This is a genomic window from Butyricimonas muris, assembly GCF_046365375.1.
GTDB classification, from domain to species: Bacteria; Bacteroidota; Bacteroidia; order Bacteroidales; family Marinifilaceae; genus Butyricimonas; species Butyricimonas muris.
In genome coordinates this window covers 264,966-287,601 of sequence record NZ_JBKEIT010000001.1, presented here as the reverse complement: position 1 = coordinate 287,601, position 22,636 = coordinate 264,966, and the positions used below count along the sequence as shown (strand labels likewise).

General features: G+C 43.4%; 17 protein-coding genes and 1 tRNA gene. 5 read left to right on the top strand and 13 right to left on the bottom strand.

Going from position 1 to position 22,636, the window contains the following annotated elements; genetic code table 11:
- Nucleotides 1–110: 110 nt before the first annotated feature.
- Together ACK8P8_RS01165 and ACK8P8_RS01160 are read right to left on the bottom strand one after the other, a co-directional pair.
- Nucleotides 111–656 carry an FKBP-type peptidyl-prolyl cis-trans isomerase gene (locus ACK8P8_RS01165; RefSeq protein ID WP_099292802.1) on the bottom strand — a complete coding sequence of 182 codons (546 nt, stop codon included), beginning with the start codon at nucleotides 654–656 and terminating at the stop codon, nucleotides 111–113.
- A gap of 133 nt (nucleotides 657–789) precedes the next feature.
- Nucleotides 790–1,962, bottom strand: a complete 1,173-nt coding sequence (locus ACK8P8_RS01160; protein WP_227214931.1) for an OmpA family protein — start codon at nucleotides 1,960–1,962, stop codon at nucleotides 790–792.
- A gap of 356 nt (nucleotides 1,963–2,318) precedes the next feature.
- Between ACK8P8_RS01160 and ACK8P8_RS01155 the strand changes: the two genes are divergently transcribed.
- Nucleotides 2,319–2,392: transfer RNA gene (locus ACK8P8_RS01155), tRNA-Asp, on the top strand.
- A gap of 199 nt (nucleotides 2,393–2,591) precedes the next feature.
- Here the strand turns inward: ACK8P8_RS01155 and ACK8P8_RS01150 are convergent.
- The 9 genes from ACK8P8_RS01150 to ACK8P8_RS01110 all read right to left on the bottom strand — a co-directional run bounded on the left by ACK8P8_RS01150 (nucleotide 2,592) and on the right by ACK8P8_RS01110 (nucleotide 16,717).
- The gene (locus tag ACK8P8_RS01150) at nucleotides 2,592–3,956 is read right to left on the bottom strand and encodes an alpha-L-fucosidase (RefSeq protein ID WP_370645573.1); all 1,365 of its coding nucleotides are present in this window, start codon (nucleotides 3,954–3,956) and stop codon (nucleotides 2,592–2,594) included.
- A gap of 107 nt (nucleotides 3,957–4,063) precedes the next feature.
- A complete protein-coding gene (locus ACK8P8_RS01145) occupies nucleotides 4,064–6,370 on the bottom strand; it encodes a Gldg family protein (RefSeq protein WP_227214954.1) in 2,307 nt (768 codons plus the stop codon).
- Between the two features lie 12 nt (nucleotides 6,371–6,382).
- A complete protein-coding gene (locus ACK8P8_RS01140) occupies nucleotides 6,383–7,309 on the bottom strand; it encodes an ABC transporter ATP-binding protein (RefSeq protein WP_227214992.1) in 927 nt (308 codons plus the stop codon).
- A gap of 256 nt (nucleotides 7,310–7,565) precedes the next feature.
- Entirely contained in the window at nucleotides 7,566–9,158 is a 1,593-nt protein-coding gene (locus ACK8P8_RS01135; RefSeq protein ID WP_369860013.1) for a PKD-like family lipoprotein, read from the bottom strand.
- Between the two features lie 13 nt (nucleotides 9,159–9,171).
- Entirely contained in the window at nucleotides 9,172–9,867 is a 696-nt protein-coding gene (locus tag ACK8P8_RS01130) for a DUF4843 domain-containing protein (RefSeq protein WP_369860012.1), read from the bottom strand.
- A gap of 16 nt (nucleotides 9,868–9,883) precedes the next feature.
- Nucleotides 9,884–11,380, bottom strand: a complete 1,497-nt coding sequence (locus ACK8P8_RS01125) for a RagB/SusD family nutrient uptake outer membrane protein (protein ID WP_369860011.1) — start codon at nucleotides 11,378–11,380, stop codon at nucleotides 9,884–9,886.
- Between the two features lie 18 nt (nucleotides 11,381–11,398).
- Nucleotides 11,399–14,791: a SusC/RagA family TonB-linked outer membrane protein gene (locus ACK8P8_RS01120; RefSeq protein ID WP_369860010.1), complete on the bottom strand. Its 3,393-nt coding sequence runs from the start codon at nucleotides 14,789–14,791 to the stop codon at nucleotides 11,399–11,401.
- Nucleotides 14,792–14,961: 170 nt separating this feature from the next.
- Nucleotides 14,962–16,074 (bottom strand): FecR family protein, encoded by a 1,113-nt coding sequence (locus ACK8P8_RS01115; protein ID WP_369860009.1) that lies wholly within the window; start codon nucleotides 16,072–16,074, stop codon nucleotides 14,962–14,964.
- Nucleotides 16,075–16,135: 61 nt separating this feature from the next.
- Nucleotides 16,136–16,717: an RNA polymerase sigma factor gene (locus tag ACK8P8_RS01110; RefSeq protein WP_369860008.1), complete on the bottom strand. Its 582-nt coding sequence runs from the start codon at nucleotides 16,715–16,717 to the stop codon at nucleotides 16,136–16,138.
- A 361-nt stretch (nucleotides 16,718–17,078) separates the two neighbouring features.
- Between ACK8P8_RS01110 and ACK8P8_RS01105 the strand changes: the two genes are divergently transcribed.
- The 4 genes from ACK8P8_RS01105 (at nucleotide 17,079) to ACK8P8_RS01090 (ending at nucleotide 20,968) form a co-directional block, all read left to right on the top strand.
- Complete coding sequence (locus ACK8P8_RS01105) at nucleotides 17,079–18,194, top strand: SPFH domain-containing protein (protein WP_369860007.1); 1,116 nt, start codon at nucleotides 17,079–17,081, stop codon at nucleotides 18,192–18,194.
- A 3-nt stretch (nucleotides 18,195–18,197) separates the two neighbouring features.
- Entirely contained in the window at nucleotides 18,198–19,280 is a 1,083-nt protein-coding gene (locus ACK8P8_RS01100; RefSeq protein WP_369860006.1) for a TFIIB-type zinc ribbon-containing protein, read from the top strand.
- A gap of 300 nt (nucleotides 19,281–19,580) precedes the next feature.
- Nucleotides 19,581–20,354: a class I SAM-dependent methyltransferase gene (locus tag ACK8P8_RS01095; protein ID WP_227214967.1), complete on the top strand. Its 774-nt coding sequence runs from the start codon at nucleotides 19,581–19,583 to the stop codon at nucleotides 20,352–20,354.
- A 5-nt stretch (nucleotides 20,355–20,359) separates the two neighbouring features.
- A complete protein-coding gene (locus ACK8P8_RS01090; RefSeq protein ID WP_369860005.1) occupies nucleotides 20,360–20,968 on the top strand; it encodes a GNAT family N-acetyltransferase in 609 nt (202 codons plus the stop codon).
- A gap of 32 nt (nucleotides 20,969–21,000) precedes the next feature.
- Here the strand turns inward: ACK8P8_RS01090 and ACK8P8_RS01085 are convergent, their stop codons facing one another.
- Both ACK8P8_RS01085 and ACK8P8_RS01080 read right to left on the bottom strand, forming a co-directional pair.
- On the bottom strand, nucleotides 21,001–21,411 hold the full coding sequence (locus tag ACK8P8_RS01085; RefSeq protein ID WP_303179134.1) for a DUF3795 domain-containing protein: 411 nt from the start codon (nucleotides 21,409–21,411) through the stop codon (nucleotides 21,001–21,003).
- Entirely contained in the window at nucleotides 21,398–22,636 is a 1,239-nt protein-coding gene (locus ACK8P8_RS01080) for a competence/damage-inducible protein A (RefSeq protein WP_186975701.1), read from the bottom strand. Before ACK8P8_RS01080 ends, ACK8P8_RS01085 begins: the two co-directional genes overlap by 14 nt.

Below are 22,636 nucleotides of genomic sequence, written 5' to 3'. Positions count from 1 at the left end.
TAATACAATCTCCAAGGGTTAATAAGGGAATCAAATGTATGAAAAAAAATGGAAAATCAAGATCACGTGAATCTTAATTTTCCATTTTCAATTTTCCATTTTCAATTGTATCAGTGGCAGCAACCGTCACTGCAACCTGAACCGCATCCGCCGTCGTCAGAGCCACAACCGTGACACCCGCCGCATTTGTGTGAATGCAAGGCTTCCAGTTCCTCGTCGGTCGCATCTCTTACCGCTAATACTTTACCCTTGAAATATAAATCTTTACCTGCCATCGGGTGGTTGAAGTCCATTTTCACGAAATCATCGCCCACCTCGGCAATCGTACCGTTCAAGTGACGTCCCAGACTATCCTGCATCGGTAACGTGTTACCGGGTTGCAATTCGTCAGCCTCTACCTCGGCAAATATATCTTTAGGCAATTCTACAATCATGTCCTCGTTTACCTCCCCGTACCCGTTAGCCGCCGGAATCTTGAAATCAAAAGAATTTCCGGTATTCAAGTTCAACAGGTTCATCTCGAAATATTCGAGTGTCTGTCCTTGTCCGCAAATAAATTCCAACGGAGTACTTGCATCCGCGATCTCGATTGGTTCTGCATCCGCTGCTGTTCTCAACTCATAGCTCACGGTCACATGCTTATTTTTTGTTATCATTTCTCAGTTATTTAATTATTCAAGTTGCAAAGATACAATTAAAAGCCGAAAGCGGAAAGTTAAAAAACAGGTAAAAAAATATCGGGATGTCAAGACACCCCGATATTTTTGCCCGTTTTTACCCGATACCCTACTAATCCACTATTACAACTCGGTTCATTGCTTTGTCCGAGAAATCGCTGACTCCGCCTTTGCCGACAACCTGAAGTTGGTTTGCATTCACTCCAAATTTCTTGACGAGAATATCGGCAACGTTACGAGCCCGTTTTTCACTCAATGCCTGATTGAATGCAGCCGAACCCGTGGCTTTATCCGCGTAACCGAATACTTTGTATTTCTTGTCCGGAGATTTCTTGATGATCTCGGCGTAAGATTTCAAATTCTCCATTTGACGTTTGTCGATATTTGCTTTATTGATAGCAAAGAATACATACAAAGCGGGGGCTTCCACCTCTTGTTTTACCACGGGGGTCTGTTCTTTCCGGCGAGCTTGTGCCAATTCATCCTCCAATTGTCCTATTCTACTGATAGCATCAGCCAAACGAGATTCAGCCGCGGTCAACATCGCGGGAGAAACACCCGTGTTAACGATTTCCTTTCTTTCTTTTCTGAAGAAACGATCCTTGAATTTATAAGTAAACCCGACGGTCACACTCACGAATCCCTCAGCCCGATGATTATCCACCTGACCATCAAACTCCTGCGGCACCAGATGCCCGTTGATATCCAAGTTAAAATCGAAAGCATCCGAAATACGGAATTTATTATTAATGCCACTCACGAACATAAATTTGGTACTACCGCCTCCCGTGTAAGCGTGCGCCATACCAAAACCGGCCAAAAATACAGTTTCATAAAAACGATCCGTACGATAACCGCCTATCCAGTTGGCTAAATTCACCATACCGTCAACATGTATGTTAAATTGATCCCATTCCTGTTTGTACAACCCGCGATTATCCGGCGCACCTTTGGCATAAATATTATTGGGATCATCCGTTAATCCCTTTAAAGTAAATCCCCCGGCTTGCAATCTCACACCGAAAGTTGGCATGAACCATTTCCCCACGGCTATATTAAACGCCGGAGTGATACGTCTTCCAAAACGGCTATGGTGATCACGTTCCCCAAAGTAAACCTGTCCCCCGGCACCTGCCGAAATAAACCAATTATCCCAGAAGCGATTAGTAACGAATCCTCGCCATGAACCGGCTTCTTCTTCTACTATAACAGTCTCTTTCACTTGTTGTGCTGAAGCGATTAAAGGCAAAACCACTACCAGCAGCATAAAAAATGTCTTTTTCATACTCTCTACATTATTTATAATTTTGTCGATTATTTGCTAATATATAGCTTGTTTATCATACCTCAAAATACGGTAACTCCTGTAAAAACGTTACACAAAACACAAATAAAAATTGTGTTAAAGTATATTTTAACATATTCATGCCCTTTACCTCCTAAAGCCAAAAACAAAAATAAACAATCCAACAACTTATTAATCATATAATAACACATGATATTCCCACACGAATCCTGAAAACTTCACGAGTCACACGATCTTCATTTTTTTTCTACTCACCATTGCAGAATCAAAAACATGCATTATATTTGCAACCGCAAAAGAAAATAACAGAGGTTGTTTTCACGCATTCAAAATTAGGTCTGGTAGTTCAGCTGGTTAGAATACATGCCTGTCACGCATGGGGTCGCGGGTTCGAGTCCCGTCCAGACCGCAAAAAAACTTCGGAAATTAATTCCGAAGTTTTTTTATGCCTTTTCACGAAAGTAACTAATTCATCGACTCGCTAATGACACGACTACACCTAAAGATAGTGTATCAAAAAGTGTGTAAATCCCAATAATTTTTATTTTTGTAATGCTCAATATCAAAAATGAATTATTATGGAATTTACACACTTTTGGGGACACTATCTAAAATCTACAACGTTCACAATAAACGCCGAATTCTGCTATCGAAAGCGTCCCGTTAGACTTCAATACTGTTATCCGCACGGCATCTCCCCACACCGTGTCAAAACGATGGATTTTCACTCGTGAGCTCACGAGAGCCTTTCCCTCGTAAATTGTTTTCCACACGCCATTTACGCGATACTCCACACGATACTCCTGCATACAGTCATTATTCCGTTCTGTGACAACCACCATATTGAAAGGTTGTTCCCGTTCAAAAGCCACTGTAAACCACGGAGTTTTCACCTCCGGATTGGAATTCCAACATGTACCGAAATTATCATCATTGGCAAAATCCATAATAGCATAATCACTACTCCACGACCCTTCGGCAGGTTTGAATTTAGCTATATTAGAAGAAATAATCGGCTCCTCTGTCTCGGGAAGTATAGCAACTTGACCATCATTCTTCCAAAGTTTACCGATTTCTTTCAACGCTTTCAACGCATTGGCATCCATAAGCCCATCCCTATTGGGTGCCACATTTAAAATAAAATTACAATACACCTTCCCCATCGGAATAATATTCTCGTTCACCATTCTTTCCGGATTCTTCACTGCCGTGGAAGGAAAACCCTCTTTCCAAAACCAATTTGCTTGCAACGGCAAACAAGATAATGCCGGCAAACGATTGGTTTCTTTAGAAATATGTTGCCCCGCCCCCTGCTCGTAAGATTTTATATCCGTGTAGAACAACACCTCTGCCGGATACTTAGCGGCATTCAAATCCATCACCAGACAATGGGGTTGAAGCGATTTAACCAAACAATAAATATCCTCAAAAGGAACTTCATCATACGAGATTCGGGACCATGGAGCATCCCACCCATCAATAATCAAAGCGGTAATTTCCCCGTAATTCGTGAGTAATTCACGAATCTGTTCTTTGATCATCTCCACATGCTCCGGAGTGATACAATGTGGACGCAACCGGGCATGCATATCCAATATAGAATAGTAAAGCATCACTTTCAAACCTTCTGCCCGGAATGCATCGGCATATTCTTTCACCACATCACGCTTAAACGGACTATTCGTGACACTATAATCTGTCGTTTTGGTTTCCCAAATACAGAATCCGCTATGATGCTTCGTTGTCAAGCATCCGTAAGTCATATTCGCGGATCTCGCCGCTTTCGCCCATTGCTTACAATCCAACTTGGTCGGATTGAAAAGTGCTGGCGAGGCATCCGGGTCAGGCCAATCCTCGTTAAAATAGGTCGGCATATTAAAATGAATAAACATACCGAAACGCAAATCCACAAATTCCTGTTGCAACTGATAAAGCGATTTATCTTGAGCATACATGAATTGTATAGAAATCATCCCTAGAAATAAAATTATAAGCAACCTCTTCATCTCTCTATAATTATTAAAATAATTATCTATTTTTATCTGCTATTCAATAAAATCTTCCATTTGCGGTACTCAACCTATCTTCCTTTCCTACGAATCCAAATGAAAATACCCCCGAAAGCCAAAAGCATAGGTACAATAGCTACAAATAACCATTTAATTACCTCATACCCTGTCTTATTCACGTACACTTTATCATCCGGCAAATCGGGACGTCTTATATCAATCGGCACCTCCCCATTTGACAACCAATAAAACCCACCCGCGATCAACGTGTAATTCGATGCTTGCTTCCCGGGGATTCTCCGTCCGAACTCACCATTACTGATACAATCCGCATCACCCGTTAAAATAATTTTTTGTACTTTATCCCCAATATTCTTGGATAATGCTACTACCGTTGAAAAATGCTTTTCAATCTCTCCTATCGAGGGATTCAAACGAACCGCATCATCAATAAAATCAGTTGTTTCCAATTCATTCCAAACTCCCGTTGTATCCGTCTTGAACATAGGAATTACCTTGTATCCCTTATCGGCAACTTGTTCCAATCCCGCAACACTCGGTGTCGACAACACGAATTTACGCGTATACATCCGCTCGAATTCATAAGAAATACTATCAACGGCTGCTTTCGTCGGATAAGAAAGAATAACATCCGCTTGAAGACTTGAATCTTGTTTAACCAACACGCCCTCAGTCATCTCGAAACCGAACTTAGCAAAAAGGGGGTTCATGATCTCCCGACGTTTTGGTTCTCCTAAAATAAATAAATTCCCGCCACGATCAATATATTGCTGCAAATTAACCTCTTCTTCCGGAGTCAGCCATTCACGCATATCAGAAATCACAATAATATTGATATTTTCCGGAATTTGCCCGCTCAAAGAAACACTCTCCACGTCAAACCCTTGATTCATCAAAGCGTTGCGAAATGTTTTTTCGCTCGCGAACAAACTATAATCCCGATCCTTTCCCCCGGTGAAACTCCGTTCCCCGTGTCCTTCGACCATTCCCACGATCGGAAGTTTCATTACCATCCGTTTAAAGGCGGCTGAAATCTCCCGTTCCGTCGGGAAACGCTGCATATCATTGTATATCCTTAACCATGCTTTCTCTCCATTGTCTCGTGCTATTTGACGGACAAAAGTATTTTTTTCTCCCGACAGATCTATTTTTGCACGAATTTCTTTCGGACTCATGAATCTATTTGAATCCAACCCATACACCTTACATATTTCACACATCTTTTCTCGCAACGTTTTATCCGGGAAACGTCTATCCAGATCGGGATTCGGGGTTTCGTCATAATAATACACGTATTTCAATTTCATATCCGGCTTGAAACGCAAATATTGATCAAAACGCTCCATATCCGGCTTTAAAAAATTGTATGCGGCAAACCATGCCCCACCGGGTTCTAGAACATTTATATAAGTAGTAATAGTCACCCCTCCGTCCAATTTCGCCACAATTTCTTGGCTATTAGGTGTCAATGTATTATGCTTAGTTTCCGTTACATCATAATACACTCTCATTAAAGGAAGCGAGGAAAGATAACCTAAAAAACAACTCAAAAAAATCACACCAAGATTCTTCCCTACCGTGATCGAAAAGCGAATTTTTTGCCGTACGGCATTTAAACGAATAATCGTTAATGCCAAGAATAAACATATAACTATGATAAAATAAAGTAAATCTTCACTACAAATTAACCCGCTCACGAATTTACCACATCGTCCGGATATCGCCAACCAATAGGTTACATCCCGTACAAAATCGTACTCCTGCCACCATCCGCCAACCATATTCAATATCATCAACACTGCCAAAGTACCGATTGCCGCAACAATTTGATACGATGTCAATGAAGACATAAAAATACCGATTGCCGCATAAGCGCAAATCAACAAATACAAACCCAACAAACCGGTCAACACCAAAGGCAAGTCAAAATCTTTGACAAATCCCCAGCTACACAAAACAAGTAAAAAAAGCACACCAATCATAACGAGGGCATAAATCATCATAGAGAAAAACTTACCCACGATAATCTGGAAATTGGTGATCGGGGAAGAATACAATAAACGAATAGCCCCACTACTCAAATCCTTGCTAACCAAACTCATGGTCAGAAGAGGAATATAATAATACAAATATTTCTGCATCGTCACGAAAACGCCCCCCCAGTAAACAGAGAAAAGGCGTTGCGTACATCCATAAGGGATATATCCCATTTCTTGAGAATACACGGTATTTTGAAGTTGACCGGCAAACGACATTCCGGCTTGTATACCAAAAGCAACCAATATAAACCACGCGACAGGAGAATAAAACAGCATCTGTAACTCCGTTTTCGCTATATTAAATATCATTTTAAACATAACCCTATTCTTTTATTGCACTTTTTTAGACAATTCTGAAAATACTTTATCCAAAGAACTTTTCTCCACTCTAATTTCCGATAAATGCCAATCATGAATTGCACATTGCTTTACAATATCATCAATAGCTCCTTGAGCATCATTAAAACGAACACGGAATTTCCTTTCCCCTAATTCTTCCACACCCAGCACGTTTTCTAAATTATTCAATTCTTCCATGGCAGGAGGATCCATCATAGAAAGATAGAGCGTATTAGGAACTATATAGTTATCAAATTCATCCACGGTACCCATGAAAACAAGCTTTCCCTGCTCGATCATCATGATGTGATCGCAAGTTGCTTGCACCTCTGGTAAAATATGAGTGGAGAGAATAACCGTGCGCTCTTGCGCAATGTCCTTTATCAAATGGCGAACCTCCATAATTTGATTAGGGTCTAATCCGTTAGTCGGTTCATCAAATATCACAATATCGGGTTTATGGATTATGGCTTGTGCAATCCCCACACGTTGTTGGTATCCCCCGGAAAGATTTTTTATTAAACGTTTTCGGAAATGGGTAATACCACAACGGGATAAGACCTCTTCCACGGATGACTTTAGTTCTTGATTTGAAACCCAACGCAAGCGGGCTGAATAACGTAAAAACTCCTCCACGGTCAAATCCCCGTATAAAGGAGGCTTTTGAGGTAGAAAACCGATATGACGCTTTGCATCAATCGATGATTTTCGAGCATCAACACCTTTAATAAAAATACTTCCCTCCGTTTGCTTGATTACCCCACTGATAATATTCATCGTGGTCGATTTACCCGCCCCATTTGAGCCTAATAACCCGTAAATTCCTCGTTTGGGTATTTCAAAACTAATATCCCTTACCGCCCATTGAATATTATAGCGATGAGACAAGTGTTCAATCTTTAAAATAGATTCTTGCATAAATTTATTATCAATATTCATAATTTCTTATCATACGTATATACTGATTTCTTGAAAATCTCGTCTAACCACCTTACTCTCGCAACGAGCACCCCATATTCACTGTATAGTACAAATATTTATCACACACATTCCACATACAACAGATATACATAAAAAACACAACATTCCCAGCCAGAATATTTTTCTGGCTTCATATCTTTAACCTTAAAAAATAGAATTTTAAGAGTAGGGGAAATCCCCTACTCAAAATATACTACCACGGGGCACTCCCACCACTGCTATTCGAAAAATTCCCGTACTTGAATATCACCTGTTTGATCTCACCCAAGTCAACGTTATCGGGTGATTCATACATATTTCCCGCGGCCCACGGATCCGGGGAACCCAACACTTGATCTATCGTGTAGAATATAAATAACTTACCTCCTTCCAAAGTTATCAACAACCGTTCGCCACTATAATCCGGGGTTAAATGTATAACATTCCTATCAAAATCATGTATTTTCTTCACGATCTGTCGCATTCCCTCGGCTTCAGCACGAAACTCGCAATAATACAAAGACTTTCCTTCCGCGAAGTACATGTAATTTCCATTTCTCAACATAGCGTACACCGTGCGATCGGATACAATATCAGAACCGGCAAACAACCACTTACCTTTATTCGATACGTTCATTGTCACGTAAGAATACTCTTTAGTCAACGAAAATTTTTGAACATAATACTCGTCATCCTTTTTGAATATACACCGGTAATGTCCTGTACTATAATCACCCCTCTCACAGGTCGCCCAAATCAAAGAATACTCGCCAAAATTCGTCAAATTCACAAACTCATCTGGATTTGTCGAATTATCCCGAATGACTCCCTGTGACCCTGCCGACGGATCACTATTAGCAGCAATAGCCACAAACCGATTATTCGCTTTATCATGCATCAACTGTAACCCTACCCAAAAATAAGTAGCGGGAATAATCCTGTCAATATAAGTATTTGCCTTGTCAAAATCAAAGGGTATATTCATAAAACGAGTCAGATGAAAACCCGTCGGCTGAGTTGATTGTGGATAAATATACCGGGAATAAGCTTTCCCGTCATCACCTATCATCAAGTCAACTACATTACCGAACAACAAAAGCTTCGGATTCACCCCTTTCGGGTAACCACCGTAAAATTCTTCCTCCAAGGCAACCTCTTTATTCAACAACGCCCCGTTCAAAGAAACGCATCCCCCTCCTTCTTGAAGTATCGTTAACTCGTCTCCTCCGTTATTAGGACTTGTGAAATTCTCCGCGATGTAATAAGGTTTCCGTCCTAAAGGTTCCCCCGGGTACAAGGAAGTGTAAAGATTGTAAAAAGGAGTATAATAAAAAGGCTTATCCGTAGGCTTTTCCAATCGCAAAAAATGAAGCTCCGTCGTCCCGTCGCTCTTTTCCGCCAAAAGCACGAAACCGTATTTATACGGGGAATCTATCTGCAAAGCCACCCCGTTACGGTCATAATATACTTGCCCGGATTTCCGATCCGTCACGAATAGATTAAGCGAATAAATCGCACATTTCCCCTCATGCGTGTACTTCAACACACGTTCACGCGAAATAACCGTTGTATCAAGTTTCCAAGCATAATCGAATTCCAGTGTATCCGACGGATTTTGAAATGTCAACTCAGGGACAACCGTAAGTTCTTCCCCGAGATAACCGTAAATCGTGTACGTGTTCGCCGGTTTCACGGTAACAGTCACCTCGTTTACTTCAATATAATCATAATTACCCTTGTCCTCGTAGCATCCGCTTAATAACCACGAGCACACTATTCCCCAAAATATAATCGTTTTTCTCATCATATATTCCATTTAATCAACCCCCTATTACTGTAACAGTCATTTTCGTGTGTCCGTCTTTCTCGTACACGGTTTCATCGTTTGCCTCTTTTTCATTCAAATACTTTTTCAAAAGCAACGCGTTGTAACGACACTCCACGGCATCATCCGGATCCAAGTACCCTATCCCGGTAACCTTGATAAACAATCGATACTTTTCATCGGAATAAGTCCCCAAATAACTATTTATGATCGTGTTATTCCACCAACTCGGTTGAGAAATCTTATCATTTATCCAAAGGATTCGAGCGGAATGAGATGTCTCCCCAAGCATAAAATCCCGGGTCGGTTCCAGACGCACGGTCAACCTTACCGGTGTCGTTTGCAAATCCGGAGTTTTAATAATCTTTACCACCAACTCGGTTTGTTCCTCGTTCTTTCCCAACACGCAACGTTCCGGTAATATATAATTCCCCGGGGCGGCAGTCGTGTAATCATCCACGACAACGACCTTGTACTCTCTCTCCCGTTCTTCCGGATGCCCAACTAATTTCACGCCTAAAGCGTAATCTATCGTATCTTGGTTCGGGTAAAAAGTAAAAGACACCTCTAAAGAATCCGCCATCCTATCCGTGAACTGAATATAAGCATCATTACCGTAAGTCATGATATGCTCTCGTTCACAACCCGAAAAGAGATACAACATTCCTAATATCAATAGTATTCGTTTCATAAATTCTTCCATTAAATTAATAAGACGTTTCATTATTAGGATATTCGGCAATAAACTTATCTGCTGTCATCGGAATATCCCTATCCCCGTTAAAAATATCATGATTCAATCGCTTGTACATGAAAAACGTTTGTCCCTCTGTCAACCCTTCGCGAATCATATCGTACACCAACTTTTCCTTCAAGTCATCCGGATCATCCGGCAAAGCATACTCCTTCACCCCCCGCTGGATTCTCAACGTGGCAAACAACTCTTTCGCCTCCACGATCTGTCCCTTGTTAATCAGACACTCGATCATGATGTGATACATCTCCGGGAAACGAACTATCGGGATAAGCGGACACTGATGGGTAATATTCGTGGTTACGGTACCACTCATATTAGTTATGGACGCAATCGGACGCTCCCACACCAGATAGCGGTGATTATCATTATACCGGTTATAAAATTTATAACGATAATCATCCGTTTCCAACCCGAAAAGTTTCTCCATTTCATTCATTCTAAAATAATGAGCATACGAAGCTACCTTCTCGAAATTCTCCAGATTATCTTTATTATAGAATCCCAACAGAAGCTCTTCCCAGCGTTTGGGATCGGACATTTCCGGATATGCATCGTAATTCCCGTGATTATTGGCAGGTGTCCACTTAAACCATCCCGTATCCACGAATCGTTTGATAGCCGCCGCATTTTTATAAGCCATCTCCTCGTTACCCATCCACATGTATATCCGTGCCAACAATGCGGTTGCACCCCAATAATTCATTCGTACCCCCCGGTAATTCAGGAAATCATCTCCACCTAACGGGGTTGCATGAGCTCCCGACGTGAAACGATGCTGCCTCCCTTTCGTCCATGCCGCGAATTTCAAGGTATCCAAAGGTCCCAACTTCTCCTGTGCGAACTCCATATCCGAAACGATATTCTCAAGCACTTGCTCCATAGTCATACGCTCGGGCTGATGATCCGGATATCTCGTCACGTAAGGAATAGCCGGACTGCCTTGATTCGTTCCCGAGGGCATCGGGCAAAACAAGCGTAACATATCAAAATGCAACAACGCCCGCAAGCCACGCATCTCGGCAAGAATCAACTGTTTCTCTATATCCTTGTTATTAAAAAAAGAACTATCCTTCTTCTCCACCTGCTGTATGATATTATTACAACTGGCTATCACATTATAGGCTTTCGCCCATGTACTTTCCGTCACCTCCTGTACACTCGAATTTTTCCAATTATAATTAGAAGCCTCCACCAACTCCGTGGGCAACCCGGAAGTAAGGTAATTTCGGGCTAAAGCACTGGTAAATCCCCAGCTCAAGTTCTTCCCGTACAAATTCGTGACACTAATTTCCCGGTACACACCGTTCACGGCCATTTGCACCCCGGTATAATCACCGAAAATCTCCTCTTCCAGTAACACACTGTCGGACTTTATATCCAGCCAATCATTGCACGATGTCAACGCCATCGCTACCAACAACCACTGTATCAATCTCTTCATTTTCATTTCACTCTATTTTTTAGATTAGAAACTTGCATTTAAAGTAAAAGTAAAGGTTCTGGCAAAAGGATAACTTAACCCCATCTCCCGCTTGATAGAAGAAACCGTGGCTATATCATTCATGCTAAACTGAAGCCTTAACATATCCAGACCGATACGTTGAATTAAACCACGATTAAAATCATATCCCACGTTCAACGAATTGAACGTCAACGTCCGGTCTTTTTGCACGAACCGGGAAGTCGGACGGGTAATATAATAACGATCCTTCAAAGACTTCAAAGAAGTCACATCCCCCGGCTTTTGCCAACGTTGGGAAAGCACCCGGCGATCCGCGTTATTCCGCCACAAGTTGACATTTTCCACGTTATCCACCAACGTCTGGTTATACTTGTCACCCCCGAATTCAAACATAAATGTAGTATAGAAAGTAAAATTCATAAACCGTACATTAATACCCAACGAACCATTTCCCCAAGGTTCGGTATCCCCTATCTTCTGTTGTTCGTAAGTTGACCACTCGTAACTGATAGTTCCGTCACGCTTGAGATAGATTTCCTGCCCGTCAGCCGGGTTTATCCCTTTCGACTTCATCCCGTAAATCGAGGTCGTTGAATTACCCGCCTCGTACTTCATCACCGGCTTCGAGTACACCCGGTTATCATCCGCTGTCCACAAAATAGAAGTCAACGGGGAATTGGCATTGGCATTAGCATATTTCTTAAAATGCTCGTCTACCCGGTCATTATATTCCTCCAGAGCCTTAGACAACTTCAGAATCTTATTTTCATTGTGTGACAGAGAACCGTATATCACGATATCCAACTTCTTGGAAGTATAAGGTTTCACGTTCAGATAAAACTCCATTCCCCTGTTCTGTATCTCTCCCGCGTTACTCTTGTAACTGGAAAAACCCGCGGAAGCCGGTAAAGAAACATCCGTGATCCCGTCAATCGTCTTCCGGTTATACCAGTTAAACCGACCGAACAAAATTCCATGAAAAACACCGACTTCCATCCCCAGATCCCAAGAAAGCGTTTTCTCCCACGTCAGCTTATCATTTCCCATGGCAATCAAAGTTGCCCCTATTCCGGTTGGATACCATTGATCCAACTTGGTTTCGAAAGAATGTCGGGCGGCATAAGGCGGGAAATTCAACTTACCCGTCTGTCCGTAAGTAGCCTTTACCTTCAATTGATCCAAGAAACTCCATTGTTCGGCGAACGCGTACTTGTGGATATTCACCCCGGCACCGGAAGACCAGAAAGGTCCCCATTTCTTGTCGCTCCCGAATTCGGATGAACCGTCACCACGGAAAGAAAAATCGAATAAATAAATATCATTATAACTATAATTCAACGTGGTAAAGAAACCGAACAAACGTGTTTTATTATCCGTTACCGTGGGTTTCTTCACGATCTCGTAGGCATAAGAAATCGCGTGACGTTTGGCATTGGGAAAACCTTTGTATGCAGACTCCTCGAATCCTCTCTGATCCTCCTTCACGTTAATACCCACCGACAAATTGATATTGTGCTTCCCCAAACTACGGTTATACGATGTAAACAAGTTCACGTTCCATCCAAAACTCTTTGTTTCAGTCAAGTTCCTCTCTCCTTTGGTAAAAGCGGAAGCTGTCACGCTGTAAGTGGAAGAAGCCGGATCCGTGAACTTGTCCGTATCCGAAATATTATAATTCAGAGCCAATTGCCCCTTAATCTGCCAATAATTATTGATATACCAATTTACCGTCAAATTATTCGTCCAATCCTTATATCCCGATTTAGAGTAGTTTTCTAACTGTGCCTCATACAAGGGATTTTTCTCTATCGTTCCGGTCAATCCATAACCAGGTAACGTTTGTACATAATTCCCGTCTTTATCCACCCACTCGTCATACGGGTGACGCCGGGTATAATCGGCAAAAGTGCCGTAAGGAGAATCCTTTGTACGCGTAATATCAAAAGTCGTTTGATTCCTCACCTGCAACCCTTTATACCGGTAATCCAATGCAACCCCGGCACCCAATCGATTCCGGTAAGATCCCTTCATCACACCATTTTGATTATTATAGCGCAAATCTATCCCAAAACGTATACTTTCGCTTCCACCCTCTACATAAACGCTATGATTAGCATTAACCTCCGTCCGCAAAGGCTGCGACAACCAATAATTATCCACCCCTTTGGAAACCTTATTAAGTTTCTCTATGTAATATTGATTCTTATACTTTATTTGTGACAAAGGGTCCGTCGTTGTATCTCCCGGATCATAATCAAACAACCCGGCAGCCACCTCCGCCTCCAAAGCTTCCTTGGCATTCATCATATTGTAAGACGACAAATCCGGGGCGGTAATACTCAAATTCCCGCTATAACTAATCCGTAACTCTCCCGGGGCAGGAGCCACCGATTCAATCACGATCACCCCGTTGGAAGCCCGGGAACCATACATGGCTGTTGCCGCCGCATCTTTCAGAATTGTAATATTGGCAATCCTGTTAATATCAAAATCATACACCTTCTCAACACTCACCTCGAAACCATCCAAAATAAAAATAGGAATATTCGGATTGCTCGTCAAAGCGAATTTCGCAACACTGGAAGAACTTCCCATCTCATCCAACTCCTTCACGCTGGCTATTCCCGAACGCCCCCGCACGTAAAACTCCGGCAAGGTATTCGGGTCGGAACCCATCTCGTTATTTTTGACCAACCGCAACGAAGGATCGAATACCGCCAAGGCACTTATCAAATTAAAAGAGGACACTTTCAATATCTCCTCCCGGCTCACTTGCGTGGCAGAACCCGTGAAACTGGATTTCTTGATATTGGCATATCCTGTCACGACCACCTCTTCCACGCTTTTCACATCCTCCCGCATCACCACGTTGATCGTGTCTTTTCCCGAGTATTTCACCTCTTGAGTCTCCATACCCAAAAACGAGAAAAGTAAAGAAAAACCCTCCATCCGGGGTAACGTCAAAGCGTATTTACCATCCATATCCGTGGCGGTACCCACGGTTAATCCTTTCACCAAAACGGTCACGCCCGCCAGTGGCAGTTTCTTCTCGTCGGTCACCTTCCCCACGATCCTTATCTCCTTCTTCTCGTCCGTTATCGGTTTGAAAGTCACCACGATCAAATTATTCATGATCTCCCACCGGTAATCTTTTCCCAGTAACTTTCCCAAAACTTCTCCCAACTCCTTGTCCTCCACGGAAAGCGAAACCTTACGTTCCACGTCCAACGCCTTGTCATTGAAAAAGAAATACAAACTCGTCTGCTTCTCCAATTCTTTCAGTACTTTCGAAAGTACCTCGTTCTCGCATTTTAGCGACACTTTCTGCTGTTGAGAGTAAGTTGCCGCACTCACGTGTATAAAACACACGCACAGAATAAAAAATGTTAATTTCATAACACGAAGCATTTTTTTTAATAAAAAACTTGACCTAGCAACGTGTAATTGCTTTTTTTTCATAAATTTGAACTTTAAAGTTAGACAATATCCGGGTTTGCTACCAACAAATTACCGGAACATTAAACTTACCGATAGACGCTACCAACAACTATCGGTAATTTTTTATATTACAATCTGGTGACGACTACATTCCCGTCTTTCAGAGAAAAACGGACATCTACCACCTTTTCGATCACCTTAAATGTTTCCGCTGCCGGCAGATTCTTATCAATCATCCCCGTAAAAGTGTACTCCTCGATTCCACTACCGAAAAAAGTAACCTTTAAACCATACCAACGCTCCATTTGAATCATAATATCCCGTAGCGACATTTTGTTGAAAATAAACATACCGTCTTTCCAACTGGTATACTCCCGCACATCGACTTCCCTCACGTGAATATCACCATTCACGCACGCGGCCTGTTCCCCGGGCGACAATACCACCCGTTTCGTCCCGCTCGTCACTTGTACCTTACCGCTCGCCAACGTGGTTTGTACATCCGGTTTTTCCGGGTAAGCATTTATATTGAAACTCGTCCCCAACACCTCCACTTCCATATTCCGGACTTCCACCTTAAAAGGATGAGCCTCATCTCTGACCACTTCAAAGTAACCTTCTCCCTCCAAGTACACTTTCCGTTCCGCTCCCCCGAAAGTCACCGGGTACCTCAACTTACTACCGGAATTCAAATACACCACGCTCCCGTCGGAAAGCTGCAAACGAAAATCGGCAGCTACCGGAATTTCAAGAGTATGATATCGCTGAACCGTGTCATCCTCGGCTTTTGTTTCATAAACCAATCCCTTCGTACTATCCTGCCGTATCTCCACCGTACTCTCTCTAGTCAGATACTTCTGTTGCATTTCCCTCAGATTCAACTCCGAACCGTCGGACAATGTCAGAAGAATAGCATTCTTGGGACGCTCAAACGACACTGCCATTTCACCGGACGGCTTATCCCGATTTAACAGGAACACCCCGCTTAAAAGTAATATAAACGGCAAAATAATCACGGCAGCATACCTTAATACCCGCCGTATCTTGTGACGCCGCACGATAACCGGGTCTTTCACCACCCGATTCCATATCCCGTCATAATCGGGTTCCGGCATAGACGTCAAATCATACAGCTTCTCTATCGCCTCCCGCACATCCGAATCTATCTTCTTTTCCGGGGAATACTCATTGGGATACAATACATTCCATAATCTCTCGAACAATTCATCTTTCGTTTTCATGAATACATTCATTTATCATTACACTATAAATGCACTCGAACTATCGAAAAGGGTGAAAAGATTATAACATTTTTTTCAAGGAAAGTAAAAATAATATAGTAAGCGCCATATTGTCGGGATTATTCTGCACCGACTCCTTTATTTTCTTATAGGCTATCCTGACCTGAGATTTCACTGTATTCACGGCAACTCCCATGGATTCCGCCGTTTCGGCATAACTCACTCCCTCGATTACCGCCATCACGAATATCTTGCGGCATCCCTCCGGCAAAGAATCAACCATCGAGCGAATAGCCTCGATCTTTGGCGTTATATCCTCCTCCTCTTCGTTCAGGAACACCTGTTCCCGAATAATATCCGCTTCCTTTTCCGCCCGCACCTTCTGGTGACGCATATAATTCAACACGTAATTCCTAACCATTTTCCGCAAGTAATTCACGAGCGAATGTTTCACGTTTATCTGTTCCCGGTGACTCCACAAATAAACAAAACTCTCCTGCACGGCATCTTCCGCCACCGCTTGATCACGACTTAATCCCAACGCGACAAAATACAACTCCCGGGAATAATCACGAAACACTTTTTCGAAAGCCTTCACATCCCCGGCAATTAGTCGCTGCACCGTATTTTGTTCATCTGTCATATCCAACATCCTTTGGAAAAGCAAAGATAAAATTAAATTTTAAATATCAATAACCAACATCTGTTAAACAGAAAATTCTTGTCTACATTCAATAAATCTACCTGTTGAATTTCCAAGGCAATCCTACCGTAATACAACCCCTACCCCGTCACAAAATACTTCTACCCCTCTTATCCCCCCGTTGGCAAAGGACGCGATAACCGCGTGACATCCGGCTTATAAGCAAGTTAAGGTAGTATTACCTTAGGATAACGAGAGAATTTCCGTGAAAAAAGATAAATTTACAGAAAGCAAATCGACAACATTGCACAAAAAAATATACTTTTGACGTGAAATTAAAATAACACTAAAGATAAAACACATGGGGCTATTTAGTAAACTTAGAGGCGAGTTTATTGACATCATCGAATTCTTGGACAACACCCAAGACACCATCGTGTACCGTTTCGAAAGACATGGCAACGAGATAAAAAACAACGCTAAACTTATCGTCCGGGAAGGACAAACGGCTGTTTTTGTCAACGAGGGACAAGTAGCGGATATATTCACCCCGGGAACTTATACCCTTAACACCGAGAACCTCCCGATATTAAGCACGTTGAAGGGCTGGAAATACGGTTTCAACAGTCCGTTCAAGGCTGAAGTTTACTTCGTGAGCACGAAAAACTTCTTGGACCAGAAATGGGGAACAAAAAACGCCATTATCCTAAGCGATAATCGATTCGGGATGGTTGAAATACGGGCATTCGGAATATACTCGTTCAAGATTACCGATGCTCCCGTTTTTATCCGGGAGATCGTGGGCACAAACCAATCGTTTACCACCCGGCATATCAGCGAACAATTGAAGAGTATCATCGTCACTCGTTTCTCCGATGCCACGGGAGAGTCAAATTTACCGATCGAGAGTTACGCTTCCAACTTGAACGAATTATCGGAAGCCATCTTCGGTTACATGCAAAGTGACTTTGCCGCCTACGGCATGGAAGTAACGAAATTCCTGATTGAAAACATCTCTATGCCCGAAGATGTGAAAAAAGAAATATTCGAACTCAGCCGTCTGGAAAAAATCGACTTAGATAAATTGACTAAACTAAAAGCCGCCAAAGCCATGGAAGCTGCCGCGGAGAATCCGTCGGGCACAGCCGGAATGGGCGTCGGTCTGGGAGCGGGTATAGCAATGGCCCAACAGATGACTCAAAACATGATGAACCCGTCGGACAGACAAAACGGGCAGAATACCCCTGCCACTCCCCCGCCGTTACCGGGAGAAACACTGTACTACGTCGCCATCAACGGTCAACAGTCCGGTCCCTATAACCTCGCGCGATTACTCGAACTGGTAAAGCAACAAGTTCTGAACCGGGAGTCTCTGGTATGGAAAAACGGATTACCGGAGTGGGTTCCGGCCGGAGAGCAAGCTGACTTACAGAGTTTATGGACAACAACACCCCCGCCGCTTCCAAAACAGAAATAAAGTATGACGGAAGAAACCGAGGACAACCGGACGATCGGTGACACATTCCCGTGTGAATGTTGCGGAGCCGTGCTAAAATACAAACCGGGAACAACATTCCTGCATTGTGAATATTGCGGGGCGGACACCCCAATCCAAACGAAAGTGGTGGTCAATATCAACGAACTGGACTACATGCAACACATCCGGCACGTTGAAGAGCTCAACACGCGCAACACAAACATCATCAAATGCCGGAAATGTGGCGCCGAATCGACATTCGACGAAAACATGAAATCCATGGAGTGCCCCTACTGCGGTACTCCCTTGATTGAAGCCGACGCGCATTATGAACGACTGTTCAAACCATCCTACCTGCTACCGTTCCAAATCTCCGGCAAGGAAATTGACGACTGCCTCCACAAATGGTTACGGAAATTATGGTTCGCACCCGGTAACTTGAAACAACAAGCCCGTTGCTCCGAAAAAATGCAAGGCGTGTATATCCCTTGTTGGACATACGACGCGCAAACGGAAACCCAATACACGGGACAACGGGGTGTTACCTACACGACCTCGGTAGGAACAGGCAAAAACCGACGCACGGTAATCCGCACGGCGTGGAGTTACCGCGACGGAAACATATCCCTCTTTTTCGACGATGTAATGGTTCCGGCGTCCAAATTAATCGCCTCGGGAACCGTGGCAAAAATCGAAGACTGGGACACGGAAAACCTCGTGGAAATGGACAACCGTTTCCTAAGCGGGTTCATCACGGAAAAATACATCATCAACCTCACCCAAGGATTCGAGATTGCCCAAGGCAAAATGGCAACACAAATAGACTCTGCCATCCGACGGGACATCGGTGGCGACAAACAGCGGATTTTATCAAAAAACACACGGTACGACAACATCAAATTCAAATTGATATTACTGCCTGTTTACATGTCGTCTTACTTGTATGGCAAAAAAGTATACCACTTCTTCGTGAACGGAAGAACGGGAGAAGTCACGGGGGATCGCCCCTACAGTACCCTGAAAATCGTGTTCACGATCATCTTGGGACTTTTACTAATCGGGGGAATAATATACTACAACCGGTAAGTAAATGACACATACTATTGGAAATAACCCAAAAAGCACTATCTTTACTCCCGAAAATAATACAATTGCTTTTTGAAAACAACAAATTCTAAGAAGATAAATGCGTAATTAACAGTCTGTAATCTTTTCAGACTGGGCTTTTCGATTCGGGTATTCCACCCGGAATGATTTCTTATTGAAAACAATTTTAAGGTTTTGAAGCACATCCACGGGTGCCTCGAAAATCATCATTTGAATCCTTGTGCCCGAAAAGCACGTGATTCAAAACATATTATTCATTATTCAAAAAACAAGTACATCATGAAAGAAGAATTGAAATTAATCGCGGACTTCGACATGAACATGATCGAAGACTTTTTCTCACCATTGGATCGTCAAGGTCCCGGAAGTGAAGAGGTAACAAAACTGGCGTTAAGCTTCGTCGGGAATCTATCCCCGGAATCAAAAATCGCCGATATCGGTTGCGGGGCGGGAGGACAAACCCTAACCCTCGCGGCGAATACGCGAGGGAAAATCACGGCTATTGATTTACTACCCAAGATGATTGCCAGAGTAAACGATCGCATGAAACAACATGGATTCAGCGACCGGGTATCCGGAATCACGGGTTCTATGGCAGAATTACCGTTTAAAGAAAACGAACTGGACTTGATTTGGGCGGAGGGTTCAATTTACAACATCGGGTACGAGAGAGGATTGAACGAGTGGAAAAAATTTCTAAAACCGGGAGGAATAATTGCCGTTTCGGAAGCATCATGGTTCACGCCGACACGTCCCGAAGAAATAGACCGTTTCTGGACATTCCATTACAGTGAAATCGATTTGATCTCGACCAAAGTAAAACAAATGGAACAGGCGGGATATACTCCCGCGGCACATTTCGTGTTACCCGAAAATTGTTGGACAGAAAACTTCTTCCGTCCCGCGCAAGAACACGCGGAATCATTCCTGCAAAAATACAAGTACAGCGATGACGCCAAAACCTTCGTGACCGGACAATTGAACGAGAGCAATCTCTATCAACGATACAAATCGTATTACGGTTATGTATTCTACATCGGAATAAAAAATTAAAATACATGAAAATATCTATCAGACAAGAAAAAGAGCAAGACCACGCGTACGTGGAGAACATGACACGGGAGGCTTTTGGGGACGTGTATCAACCGGGAGCGTCAGAACACCTGTTATTACACAAAATCAGAAAAGCGGATTGTTTCATTCCCGAACTTAACTTTGTTGCCGAACACGAAGGGAAGATCGTCGGGCATGTCGTGTGTACCCGGGCAAAAGTCGTGGATAAAGAAGAGAAGGAACATACAATCCTTTACCTTGGACCGATTTGTGCCGCACCGGAAGTACAGAAACAGGGAATCGGCACCCGGTTAATAGGACACACGAAAAACGTTGCCGGACAAATGGGATATAAAGCCATCGTTCTCTGGGGAAACCCGGCATATTACCATAGATTCGGTTTCGTGAATGCAGCCCAATTCAATATTACCACGCACGAGGGTAAGAATTTCGAGCCATTCATGGTCTATGAATTGGCAAAAGGAAGTCTGAGCGAAATATCCGGCAAATTCTATGAAGACGTCGTGTTCAATATGACCGAAGAAGAAATAGAAGAATATGACAAAGCTTTTCCGTACAAAGAGAAACACGTCACAGACACTCAGTTGAAGTAAATAAGAAAATAGGGCTGGTTAGCCCTATTTTCTCATCTCTCTCCACCACAAAACATACACGCTTTCAAATGTACGGACAGGACATTCCCACACGCTTTACATCTCCATTTTTCCCGTTCCTCTTCCAAGAAACGAACTTCACCAACTTCTTGCACCCGTCTAAGATTATCGATAAGACTTATCCCGTAATTAGTCCGGTATCGTTTATCCAATCCTTTCACCGACAAGCAAGGGAACTTCTCACATTCGTGGCAATAATGCCCCCCGGATTCCCGCGAAAGAAGACAATTCTTAATACGACAGGAGGTACAATGTTTCATCTTCACACCATCAGACCAACATCCCCTACATGGCTTTTTCTTTCTCAAATAAGCCATACACACCCCACAATTCACCCCACACGGGGCAACCGAATTTTCCTTGAAAAAATTATCTATTTCCACCGCGAATTTCTTCAATAACCAACTCTATCGCTTTCACGGTAGCTTTGCCGATATTCCTTTCCCGCGTAAAAGAAAAGGTGAACTTACGGGCGACCGTCCTTCCCGGTCCGGCAACACCGATCCAGACCGTACCGATCGGTTTCTCCGGCGTACCACCCGTGGGTCCCGCAATGCCGGACGTGGACACCCCGTAGTCGGTTCCAATCAGGCGGCGTACACCTTCTGCCATTTGTCGCACCACGGGTTCGCTAACGGCACCGAATTGTTCCAGATCCTCCCGGCTCACTCCAAGCACCCGTTCCTTCACGTCATTAGCATAAGCGACCACGCTTCCCCTGAAATAAGCCGAAGCCCCGGCAATGGAAGTCAATTGGGCGGCAATATTCCCACCCGTGCAACTCTCGGCGGTAGCGATCGTCCTTCCTTTCATCAACAGCAACTCTCCCAATTCCCGCTCCGTCCCCCCGTTCTCTCCTTCCGTGTAATGCAATCCCTCCAGTGTTTCTTTCAACCCGTCGAAACGGGCATCCAAATTATACACCTGCTTTCCTTTCGCCGTCAATCGCAACATAACAAATCCCGGGGAAGGCAGATAAGCCAGACTGAATCCCTCGGGAAGCGTTTCTTCCCATTGACTCAATCGGATAGCCAATTCCGACTCCGGGATATCATACACCTTCAGCATCCTGTAATCCAGTTGCAGGTGCGGGAACAAGTGTTGCAACCCGGGAACCACACTTTGCATCATCAAATCCTCCATCTCGAAAGGCACGCCCGGCAAAGAAACCAATACTTTCCCGTCCCGTTCGAACCACATGCCGGAAGCCGTCCCCTTGCGGTTGAACAGAATCTTTGCCGATTCGGGTTGAAGAGCCTGACCGCGATTCGCCTCGTTCATACTCATTCCCCCGTTCTCCAACAACTTCTCGATCCACTTCAACACCTCCTCGTTCATCACCAAGCGGGTATTGAAATAATCCGCCAATACCTTCTTCGTCACGTCATCTTTCGTCGGTCCGAGCCCACCGGTCACGATAACCAGCTCCGCCCGCTTCATGGCGTAATCCACCCAATGGCATATCTCCTCCCGATCGTCGGCAATAGATAAAATATCAATCACTTCCGCCCCGAGGCGAGTCAATTGTTTCGAAATATATTGTGAATTGGTATCCAGTATCTGTCCTAACAGGATTTCATCACCGATTGTAATAATGATCGCTTTCAT

What these genes read in the sequence shown, in the direction of transcription:
- ACK8P8_RS01165 (WP_099292802.1), bottom strand. Translation starts at nt 656, where the DNA reads ATGATAACAAAAAATAAGCATGTGACCGTGAGCTATGAGTTGAGAACA.
- ACK8P8_RS01160 (WP_227214931.1), bottom strand. Translation starts at nt 1,962, where the DNA reads ATGAAAAAGACATTTTTTATGCTGCTGGTAGTGGTTTTGCCTTTAATC.
- ACK8P8_RS01150 (WP_370645573.1), bottom strand. Translation starts at nt 3,956, where the DNA reads ATGATTTCTATACAATTCATGTATGCTCAAGATAAATCGCTTTATCAG.
- ACK8P8_RS01145 (WP_227214954.1), bottom strand. Translation starts at nt 6,370, where the DNA reads ATGTTTAAAATGATATTTAATATAGCGAAAACGGAGTTACAGATGCTG.
- ACK8P8_RS01140 (WP_227214992.1), bottom strand. Translation starts at nt 7,309, where the DNA reads ATGCAAGAATCTATTTTAAAGATTGAACACTTGTCTCATCGCTATAAT.
- ACK8P8_RS01135 (WP_369860013.1), bottom strand. Translation starts at nt 9,158, where the DNA reads ATGATGAGAAAAACGATTATATTTTGGGGAATAGTGTGCTCGTGGTTA.
- ACK8P8_RS01130 (WP_369860012.1), bottom strand. Translation starts at nt 9,867, where the DNA reads ATGAAACGAATACTATTGATATTAGGAATGTTGTATCTCTTTTCGGGT.
- ACK8P8_RS01125 (WP_369860011.1), bottom strand. Translation starts at nt 11,380, where the DNA reads ATGAAAATGAAGAGATTGATACAGTGGTTGTTGGTAGCGATGGCGTTG.
- ACK8P8_RS01120 (WP_369860010.1), bottom strand. Translation starts at nt 14,791, where the DNA reads ATGAAATTAACATTTTTTATTCTGTGCGTGTGTTTTATACACGTGAGT.
- ACK8P8_RS01115 (WP_369860009.1), bottom strand. Translation starts at nt 16,074, where the DNA reads ATGAAAACGAAAGATGAATTGTTCGAGAGATTATGGAATGTATTGTAT.
- ACK8P8_RS01110 (WP_369860008.1), bottom strand. Translation starts at nt 16,717, where the DNA reads ATGACAGATGAACAAAATACGGTGCAGCGACTAATTGCCGGGGATGTG.
- ACK8P8_RS01105 (WP_369860007.1), top strand. Translation starts at nt 17,079, where the DNA reads ATGGGGCTATTTAGTAAACTTAGAGGCGAGTTTATTGACATCATCGAA.
- ACK8P8_RS01100 (WP_369860006.1), top strand. Translation starts at nt 18,198, where the DNA reads ATGACGGAAGAAACCGAGGACAACCGGACGATCGGTGACACATTCCCG.
- ACK8P8_RS01095 (WP_227214967.1), top strand. Translation starts at nt 19,581, where the DNA reads ATGAAAGAAGAATTGAAATTAATCGCGGACTTCGACATGAACATGATC.
- ACK8P8_RS01090 (WP_369860005.1), top strand. Translation starts at nt 20,360, where the DNA reads ATGAAAATATCTATCAGACAAGAAAAAGAGCAAGACCACGCGTACGTG.
- ACK8P8_RS01080 (WP_186975701.1), bottom strand. Translation starts at nt 22,636, where the DNA reads ATGAAAGCGATCATTATTACAATCGGTGATGAAATCCTGTTAGGACAG.